7 protein-coding genes are annotated in these 8,718 nt (G+C 72.1%); 3 read left to right on the top strand and 4 right to left on the bottom strand.

Going from position 1 to position 8,718, the window contains the following annotated elements; translation table 11 throughout:
- On the top strand, positions 1–569 hold a 569-nt coding region (locus tag ADK57_RS09535; protein ID WP_053748940.1), incomplete at its 5' end, for a rhodanese-like domain-containing protein.
- Between the two features lie 230 nt (positions 570–799).
- On the opposite strand, the gene ADK57_RS09530 is transcribed toward ADK57_RS09535, so the two are convergent.
- The 3 genes from ADK57_RS09530 to ADK57_RS09515 form a co-directional block, all read right to left on the bottom strand.
- Complete coding sequence (locus ADK57_RS09530) at positions 800–1,252, bottom strand: OsmC family protein (RefSeq protein ID WP_078973039.1); 453 nt, start codon at positions 1,250–1,252, stop codon at positions 800–802.
- A gap of 339 nt (positions 1,253–1,591) precedes the next feature.
- A complete protein-coding gene (locus ADK57_RS49845) occupies positions 1,592–3,547 on the bottom strand; it encodes a PAS domain S-box protein (protein ID WP_159050034.1) in 1,956 nt (651 codons plus the stop codon).
- A gap of 482 nt (positions 3,548–4,029) precedes the next feature.
- Entirely contained in the window at positions 4,030–5,517 is a 1,488-nt protein-coding gene (locus ADK57_RS09515; RefSeq protein ID WP_234390083.1) for an anion permease, read from the bottom strand.
- Between the two features lie 437 nt (positions 5,518–5,954).
- Here ADK57_RS09515 and ADK57_RS09510 point away from each other — a divergent pair, with 437 nt between their 5' ends.
- A complete protein-coding gene (locus ADK57_RS09510; protein ID WP_053748938.1) occupies positions 5,955–6,944 on the top strand; it encodes an Acg family FMN-binding oxidoreductase in 990 nt (329 codons plus the stop codon).
- A 116-nt stretch (positions 6,945–7,060) separates the two neighbouring features.
- Here ADK57_RS09510 and ADK57_RS09505 read toward each other — a convergent pair whose 3' ends face one another.
- Positions 7,061–7,504: a PPOX class F420-dependent oxidoreductase gene (locus tag ADK57_RS09505; protein WP_053748937.1), complete on the bottom strand. Its 444-nt coding sequence runs from the start codon at positions 7,502–7,504 to the stop codon at positions 7,061–7,063.
- A 207-nt stretch (positions 7,505–7,711) separates the two neighbouring features.
- On the opposite strand from ADK57_RS09505, the gene ADK57_RS09500 reads away from it, so the two are divergent.
- Entirely contained in the window at positions 7,712–8,680 is a 969-nt protein-coding gene (locus tag ADK57_RS09500; protein WP_053748936.1) for an Acg family FMN-binding oxidoreductase, read from the top strand.
- Positions 8,681–8,718 lie beyond the last annotated feature (38 nt).

Below are 8,718 nucleotides of genomic sequence, written 5' to 3'. Positions count from 1 at the left end.
CCGTCACCCTCGGCACCGACCAGGCCCGTACCCGGCTGGACGAACTCACCGTCATCGACGTGCGCACCCCCGCCGAGTATGCCTCCGGTCACCTGCCCGGCGCCCTGAACATCCCGCTCGACCACGTCCGGCGGGCCCTGCCGGAGATACGGCATGCCGCCGAGCGCGGTGACCTCCTCGTCGTGTGTGCGTCCGGCGCCCGCTCCGAGAGCGCCTGCAAGCTGCTGGCCGAGCAGGGCATCCCCACCGCCACACTCTCCGGCGGCACCGGCGCCTGGGCCGCGGACGGGCACGATCTGCACCGCCCGGTGGCCTGCGACACCCGGGCCGGGTGGAGCATGGAACGCCAGGTCCGCTTCACGGCCGGCGCCGTGGTGCTCCTCGCTCTCGTGCTCGGCCTGCTCGTCCACCCGGCCTTCCAGCTCCTCTCGGCCGGCATCGCGGGCGGCCTGGTCTTCTCCGCGCTCACCGACACATGCGGTATGGCGGTCGTCCTCGGCAAGCTGCCCCACAACCGCCCCCGCCCGGCCGATCTCGACGCCGCGCTCGCAGCCCTGCGCAGCCGCTGAGCGGCGCGATCGAGGGCGCCCGCGGGCTCCGGGGGCGCCCTGAGCGTCGGCTCGCTCCCGCCGGGCCCGCGGCCTGCCGGCGCACGTCCTCCATGCCGACGCCCGGATCCCGCCGATGAGTGCCTCCGGCGCCTCCAGTGCCTGCAGCGGCAGCGCCCGGCTGGGCGTACAGCACGGTCCGCACCAGGCCGCCCAGAAGTCGATCAGCGCGAGCTCCGAACCGGGCGTGCTCATGGCTCCAGCTCGATATCGATCTCGGGCGGCTGCCGGAGGGTGTTGTGCACCGTGCAGTGCGAGACCACGGCCAGCAGGGCCGCCCTGCGCTGCTCGGGGAGCTTCGGGGGCGGCACGACCACGACGCGCAGGGAGGCGACGCGGGCCGGGCGGTCGGCGGCCATGGTGAACTCCGTGCGGACCCGCAGGCCGGTGCGGGGCAGGTTGTGGCGGTGCAGGTAGCGGCCGGCGTAGAAGGCGACGCAGGTGGCCAGGGACGCGGCGAACAGCTCGGTGGGAGTGGGCGCGGTGTCCGTGCCGCCTGCCTCGGTGGGCTGGTCGACCTGGAGGCGGTGGCCGCGGATGTCCACGGTGTAGGCGTCGTGATCGACGTGGGCGACTTCGAAACGGTGCACGTCCGCGGCGTGCGGTTGGTTCGTGCTCACGGTCTGCGGTGCGCTGCCGGTCATGGCCTGGCCCTTCTCCCTGGTTCACGTTGCTGCCACCGTCCAGTGGACCGCGGAGAGCGTGGCTGATCGAGAGGCCGTCCGGGTGCGGCGGGGGCCCTTCGGCCCTCGTGCGGACTGTCGCTTCGCTATACCCTGCCGGGTATTCTTCCAGGGGTTCTCGGCATCATCCTCGTGGAGGTGCTGGCCGGCGCTCCGCCGAGGGACGGCCGGACCCCGGACGTCACACGTGGTGGCCGAAAACCCGCGCTCGACCGGCAACTCGGGCTGATGCGGCCGGCCGATGCCGGGCCCAGGGGTGCCGGTCGTGGGCAAGGCGCCCTGCGGGCAGTGCGGCGCGGCTCACAGCTTGAGTGTGAACCAGGTGGTCTTCCCCTCGTCGGTGGGGCGGACGCCCCAACTGTCGGCGAGGGAGCGGACGAGAAGGAGGCCACGGCCGGATTCGTCGTGTTCTGCCGCGAGGCGCGGCTGCGGGAGATGCGGGCTGTGGTCGCTGACCTCGATGGTGAGATCGGTGGCGGTGCGGCACAGATGCAGGCCGATGGGGCCTTCGGCGTGCTGGACGGCGTTGGTGAGGGTTTCGGACAGCAGGAGAAGGGCGTCTTCCACCGGAGCGGCGCACTCCCAGGAGGTGAGGGCCTTGCTGAGGAAGGCGCGCCCCTCGTGTACGGAGGACGGCAGGGCGGGGAGGTCGGTGCCGAGCGTTGCCAGCGGTGCGGCCGGAAGCTGGGCCAGGAGCAGGGTGACGTCGTCGTCGTGGCTGTCGGCGTCGGGCAGAAGGCTGGCCAGTACGTGCTCGGCGGCGGCCTCCAGGCTAGGGGCGTCGATGAAGAACTCGTCGAGTACGGCGGTGAGTTCGCCCACCCGTACATCGATGTCGCTGCCGGGTGTCTCGACCAGCCCGTCGGTGTAGAGGACGAGGGCGGCACCGGGTGGGATCTCCGTACAGGACTGCTCATAGAGGATGTCGCCCACACCGAGCGGGGCGTTCACGGGCGCGGGCAGGGGGCGGACACCGGCACCCGGGACCGGGACGAGGACGGGCAGGTGGCCTGCGGAACAGACGGTTACGGTGCCGGTGTCCGGGGCGATGACCAGATAGCAGCAGGTGACCAGCTGGTCGGGAACGTCAAGGTCGGCGACGCAGGTGTCCAGGGCCTGCATCAACTGACGCGGCTGCATGCCGGTTTTGGCCAGCGCGTGCGCCGCCGAGCGCAACTGGCCCATGACGGCGGCAGCTTCGAGACCGCGGCCCATGACGTCGCCGATGAGAACACCGACCCGTCCGGCGCCGAGCGGGATGAGGTCGAACCAGTCGCCGCCCACGCCGGCGCCCTGTGTGGCCGGCCGATAGCGGCTCGCTGTGGCGAGACCGGGGATGGCCGGCGGGGTGCCCATGAGGCTGCGCTGAAGGGTGAGCGCGATGTGCCGCTGCTGCTCGTACAGGACGGTGAGTTCGGCCTCCGCGCGCTTACGGTCGCTGATGTCCCGCACGATGGCGCACGCGCCGACCACCGTGCCGCCGGTGTCCCGGGTCGGCCACAGCGTGACGTCGACGTCCAGCAACGCGCCGGACTTGGTGAGCCGGAGCGTCTCGAAGTGATCGACCTTCTCGCCTTGCCGCAGCCTCTCCAGCAGGACACTGATCTCGTTCTCCAGGCCTGACGGGGCGAGCAGGGACACGTGTCGGCCGATGGCCTCCTCGGCCGTGTAGCCGTAGAGGCTCTGCGCGGCGGCGTTCCAGTAAGTGATGTACCCGTCGAGGGACTTGGCGAGGATCGCGTCCTGGGACGACTCGACCAACGCGGCCAGTTCGTTGATGCGGGCCTCGGCGGCCTTGCGGTCGCTGACGTCGCGTACGGCGGCGGACACCAACAGCCCGTCCGTGGTCTCCAGGGGGCTCAGACTGATCTCCACGGGGAACTCGGTGCCGTCCTTGCGCAGCCCGTGCAGGTCGAACCCGGCACCCATCGGCCGCACCTGGCGGTTGGCGGCGTACCCCTCGCGGTGCGCGGTGTGCTGGGCGTGGAAGCGGTGCGGCATCAGCAACTCGACCGGCCGGCCGAGCAGTTCCTCGCGTCGGTAGCCGAACAGCGCCTCGGTCTGGGCGTTGACGAGCTTGATGGTCCCGGTGTCGTCGACGATGACCATGGCGTCCGGCGCCGCCTCCAGCAGCCCCCGGAACCGCTCCTCGGCGGCCCCCGGCCCACCCTCGCGCACTGTCGCGCCGCACCGGCACTGCTCCAGGCCGACTGTCGGCGCCGACAGCGACGACTCCGGTCCCGCGAAGTCACCCATGTGCACCCCCTGCTCCACCGCCGCGCGGTGCTGCAGGCCATCCCAACGCAACCGGCACTCCGCTGCCACCGGATGTCGCTTACTGTCCGCCACCTGCCCGAACCTGTTCATGACCGACATGCCGGACGGTCGACTCGTGGTCCGGCCGGAACCGAGCCATGTCCACTCGGCCCTCGGCCGGGGTCGGATCTCCCGACTGCGCCGCCTGCCCACTTGGTGAAGGCCGGCCGTGGTGACCGCGAGGAGCTGATGACCGCCCCGGTGATCACTGTCACGGCGCCATGCACTCCAAGGCCGGACCGCGCGGATCATGGCGGATCCGGACGGGGCAGGCCGGAGAGCAGGCCGGAGAGCAGGACGGGGCAGGACGGGGCAGGACGGAGAGCAGAACGGAGCCGGACGGAGCCTCACCGGGCATCACGCCGTCCGGCCCGGCTGCAGCAGCCGGGCCGGACGGGCACCACGTTCTGGCGGGGGTGGGTTCACCAGTGGCCGAGGATCTTCAACCACACGGCGCCGACGCCCATCCAGATGACGATGTTGGCCGCGGCGGCGATCAGGCCGGTGCGCCACCACTCGCCGAGGGTGACGTAGCCGCCGCCGAACAGCACGGGTGCCGGGCCCGAGGCGTAGTGGGTCAGGCCTCCGTACAGGGAGCTGATGAAGCCCAGCACCAGCGCGGCCATCACCGGCGGCGCGCCGGTGGCCACCGCCGCCGTGAGGAACGCGGCGTACATCGCGGCCACGTGGGCGGTGTTGGAGGCGAACAGATAGTGGGAGAACAGGTAGACCAAGGTCAGGGCCACGAAGGCGGTCTGCCAGCCCACACCGGAGACTGCGTCGGTGATCGAGTCGCTGAACCAGCCGATCACGCCGAGGTCCTGCAGCTGTCCGGCCATCATCACCAGTACCGAGAACCAGACCAGGGTGGTCCAGGCCGACTTCTCCGCGACCAGATCGCCCCAGGTCAGCACGCCGGTCACGAGCAGCAGGGCGACGCCGGTGAAGGCCGACACCGTGGCCGACAGGTCCCAGACCTGGCCGCCGACCGACCACAGCAGGAGCAGCAGAACGAAGACCGCCGCCATCGTCCACTCGTTGCGGGACATCCGACCGAGCTCGGCGAGCTGGGCGCGGGCCTGCCCCGGCGCCTCGGGGGTCTCGCGCAGTTCCGGTGGGAAGATCCGGTACAGCAGCGCGGGGAGCACCAGCAGCGCGACCAGGCCGGGCACGATCGCCGCGATCGCCCACGAGGTCCACGTCAGGTGCACCCCGTGGTCGGCGGCAAGTTTCTGCACCAGCGGGTTGGCGGCCATGGAGGTCAGGAACATCGCGCTGGTCACCGTGTTGACCTGCATCGCCGTCACGCTCAGGTAGGCGCCGAGCTTGCGGCGGCTCTCGTCGCCGGGGTGCGAGCCGGCGGTGGTGCTGAGCGAGCGGATGACGGGGTGGATGACGCCCCCGGAGCGGGCCGTGTTGCTGGGAGTGGCCGGAGCCAGTATCAGGTCGGTGAGCGTGATCCCGTACGCCAGGCCCAGGCTGCTGCGGCCCAGTGCCCGGACGAACAGCAGCGCGATCCTGCGGCCCAGGCCGGTCTTGGTGAAGCCGAGGGAGATGAAGAACGCCGCCACGATCAGCCAGATCGTCGGCTCGGAGAAGCCGCCCAGGGCGACGTCCGGCTCCAGGGTGCCCGTGATCATGGTGGCGGTGAGGCCGACGAGGGCGACCGCACCCAGCGGCAGGGGCTGCAGGATCAGACCGAGCACGGTCGCGGTGAAGATGGCCAGGACCGCCCACCCGCCCTGCTTGATCCCGTCGGGCTGCGGCAGCAGATAGACGATCAGCCCCACGGCTACGGGGACGATCCACTTCAACGCCGTCCACAGCCCGGCCGTCCGCGGCCCGGCCGACGCGGCACGGCCCGGGGCCGACGCGGCAGGTGATCCTTCGGTATCCCGGAACGGGCTCATCTGTGCCATCCCATGCGTAAGTCCCGGTGTGCCTCGCAATGCTCGGCCGGGACGGTGTCGTGCTTCCGCATCCACGGTGGCGGACGGAGACGAGAACCGGCGCGAGGCAACCGGCCCCACTCATGGGGCCGAACGGCACCACAGGGGATGAGGGCCTACGGCGCCTCCACCAGGGGCCGTACCGCTCCAGGTGGGCGAGCGCCGGGCGTTGAATCCGCGCAGGCCGTCCAAGCGCCGGCCGACGAGCGGGTGTCCCGGGGCGGAGACCGGTGTCCCGGGGCGGAGACCGGGAATCGGCTCGCCGGCCCCGAACCGACCGGGATCCCGCCGAGTGCGGCCGCCGCCACGGCCGTGCCGGAAGGTACACCTCTCCGGTCATGTGGGTACCCGGTAGGGCGCAGTACGGTGGTGGCCCGCGGCCGTGTGAGGAGGGTGCGATGCACCTGCGACAGCTCGATCAGAAGACGGTGACCTCGCTGGTCGCCGCGGCCACGGCGGCGCCGTCCATGCACAACGCGCAGCCCTGGCGTTTCCGCTTCGTCGCCGCCGAGCGGCTGCTTGTGCTGCGCGGCGATCTCGAGCGGGCCATGCCCCGGTCCGATCCCGACAACCGGGCGCTGCACATCGGCTGCGGGGCCGCGCTGTTCAACCTGCGCGTCGCCGCCGCGCACGCGGGCCTGATCCCGGAGACCCGGCTGCTGCCCGAGCCGGGCGACCCGCTGCTGTTCGCCGCCGTCCGACTGGCCGACCCGGCCGGGCGGTCGGGCGACGACCTGGCCCGGCTGCACCCGGCGATCAGGCAGCGGCACACCAGCCGCCACCCCTTCGCCGACAAGGACCTACCCGTGGAGGTGCAGGCCGACCTGCGGGATGCCGCGTCGCAGGAGGGAGCCGGGCTGCTCTTCGCGGGCCCCTGGCATGCCGAGACCGTGCTCGACCTGGTGTACGACGCGGAGAGCCGGGACGCCCTGGACCCCGACCGCAGGGCGGATCTCGACCGCTGGACCCGGCTCGGCGCGGAGGCGGACACCGCCGTGGACGGCGTCCCCGAGTACGCCTTCGGGCCGCGCCGCCGCGACGGCAAGGCTCCACAGCGGGACTTCGCCGGGCGCCGCCCGGTGGCCGACCGCGGCGCCACCACCTTCGAGAACACCCCGCACCTGGCGCTGCTGAGCACCCCCGGCGACGGCCCCGCCGACTGGCTGCGCGCCGGCCAGGCGCTGGAACGTGTCCTGCTGGAGGCCACCCTCGCCGGCCTGGCCACCTCACTGACCTCCCATCCGCTGGAGGCCTCCGACCTACGGCCGCTGGTCCGCGACCCGGTGGCGGGCAAGGGCCACGTACAAATGGTGCTGCGCCTCGGCTACGGCCCACAGGGGCCCACTACGCCCCGCCGCCCCGTCGGGCACGTCCTGGAAGTCGGGTGACCCGGGCCTGCGAACGCCGCGTGACCCGGCGTCAGCCGTGACGTCCCGCACGGGGTGCGCTGCCCATCGGCCAGGGAGCACATCCTCGCCCGGTACGTGGCCGGGTAAGCCGGAAGCTAGTCGCGAGGCGGGGCCTCGTGGACCGTGTCGTGGACCGTCCGATGCGACGGGTACCACTCTTTGCCCACCGGCCGGCTCTCCATGTTCCAGCTCCAGGAAACCGTCGGCGTGATGCGCATATAGAGGCCCGGGCCGACCATCCCCACGCGCTCGACCGGCTCTTCGGCGCGCCCGTAGACCCGAACGCCCCGTGCGATGAACGGATCGAGGGACACCAGATCGTCGATGACGAGGGCCACCTCGCGATGGCCTGCCCGGACGTTACGGAACTTGCGGGTCCCGGCAACCGCCGCGCCGGTGCCGCCGACCCAGAAGTACGTGCTGTCGTACTCGAAGGCGAGCGGAACCACATCGGGCTGCCGGCCGTCGGGAGACAGCGTCGCGACGCGGGCGAGCGGCTGTGACCGCATGTAGGCGATCTCTTCATCGGTGAACGACATGACATCCTCCGGGCCTGGGCGCGTGATGGGATCTCCACCTTCCATACGACAGGCATTCCTCCGGATCGGCACCGATCCGACGCGCCTGGAGGTACCCCGGTTTGAGGCCGCATGGCCCATGGCGAGGGGCCGGTCAACCCTCCTCCGGAGCGGGACGGTGGCCGAGGGTTGACGGTACGGGGCGAACCGTGCGGAGGAGGAGCCGTTATGCAGACCCGGGAAATCGACGCTACGGCCGTTCAGGCCCTGATGTCCGCGGCGGTGGCCGCGCCGTCGATCCACAACACGCAGCCCTGGCGCTTCGGCCTGGATCCGGACAGCCGGTCGATCGAGGTCCGCGCCGACCGCAGGCGGCCACTGCCGATGGCCGATCCGGACCTGCGTGCCCAGCACCTGTCGGTGGGCGCGGCCGTCTTCAACCTCCGCGTGACCGCGGCGCATCTGGGCTGGAATCCCGTCGTACGACTGCTGCCCGCCCCGGACGACCCCGACCTGCTGGCCACCGTGCAACTGACGGCCGTGCCCGCCGCCGACGGGCAGCCGTCCTTCCGCGGCCTGTACGAGGCGGTCGACCGGCGTCACACGAGCCGGATGCCCTTCACCGGCCGCCCGGTGCCGGACCAGTTCGTGGCGGAGATGATCAGCTCGGCCCGGGCCGAGGGCGCACACCTGGATGTCCCCGACATCATGGGGACCAGGCGCCTGCTGCGCCTGACCCGGGCGGCCGAGGCACGCAACGCCGGCCATCCGGCCCGCACCGCCGAGGCGCGCAACTGGATCACCCTCCCGCGAGCCGACACCCCCTACGGCATTCCCCTGACCGCGCTGGGCCCCCGGGACGCATCCGGACGGATGCCGATGCGGGACTTCACCGGCTCGCTCCCCGCACCGCACCTGCCCGCCCTGCGCTTCGAACGCCACGCCCAAGTGGCCCTGTTGTGGACCTTGCGCGACAGGAGGGAGGACTGGCTGCGGGCGGGCCAGGCCCTGGAGCGCGTGCTGCTCACGGCGACCGTGCACGGGGTGCGGACCTCGATGCTGCACCAGGCGATGGAGTGGCCGGACCTGCGGGCGGCGACGGGCGGATCGGGGCGGCGGTGCTGCCCACAGCTGCTGATCCGGTTCGGGTACGGCCCGGACGGCCATCGCACGCCGCGTGCGTCTGCATACCCCTGAGCCTCTTCCCGCCCCCGCCCCCGCCCCCGCCCCAGCCC

The organism is Streptomyces sp. MMG1533 (assembly GCF_001279775.1).
Taxonomy (GTDB): domain Bacteria; phylum Actinomycetota; class Actinomycetes; order Streptomycetales; family Streptomycetaceae; genus Streptomyces.
Note: the sequence above shows the minus strand (reverse complement) of the source record. Positions and strands in the feature narration are given on the sequence as shown.

What these genes read in the sequence shown, in the direction of transcription:
- ADK57_RS09530 (WP_078973039.1), bottom strand. Translation starts at nt 1,252, where the DNA reads ATGACCGGCAGCGCACCGCAGACCGTGAGCACGAACCAACCGCACGCC.
- ADK57_RS49845 (WP_159050034.1), bottom strand. Translation starts at nt 3,547, where the DNA reads ATGGGTGACTTCGCGGGACCGGAGTCGTCGCTGTCGGCGCCGACAGTC.
- ADK57_RS09515 (WP_234390083.1), bottom strand. Translation starts at nt 5,517, where the DNA reads ATGAGCCCGTTCCGGGATACCGAAGGATCACCTGCCGCGTCGGCCCCG.
- ADK57_RS09510 (WP_053748938.1), top strand. Translation starts at nt 5,955, where the DNA reads ATGCACCTGCGACAGCTCGATCAGAAGACGGTGACCTCGCTGGTCGCC.
- ADK57_RS09505 (WP_053748937.1), bottom strand. Translation starts at nt 7,504, where the DNA reads ATGTCGTTCACCGATGAAGAGATCGCCTACATGCGGTCACAGCCGCTC.
- ADK57_RS09500 (WP_053748936.1), top strand. Translation starts at nt 7,712, where the DNA reads ATGCAGACCCGGGAAATCGACGCTACGGCCGTTCAGGCCCTGATGTCC.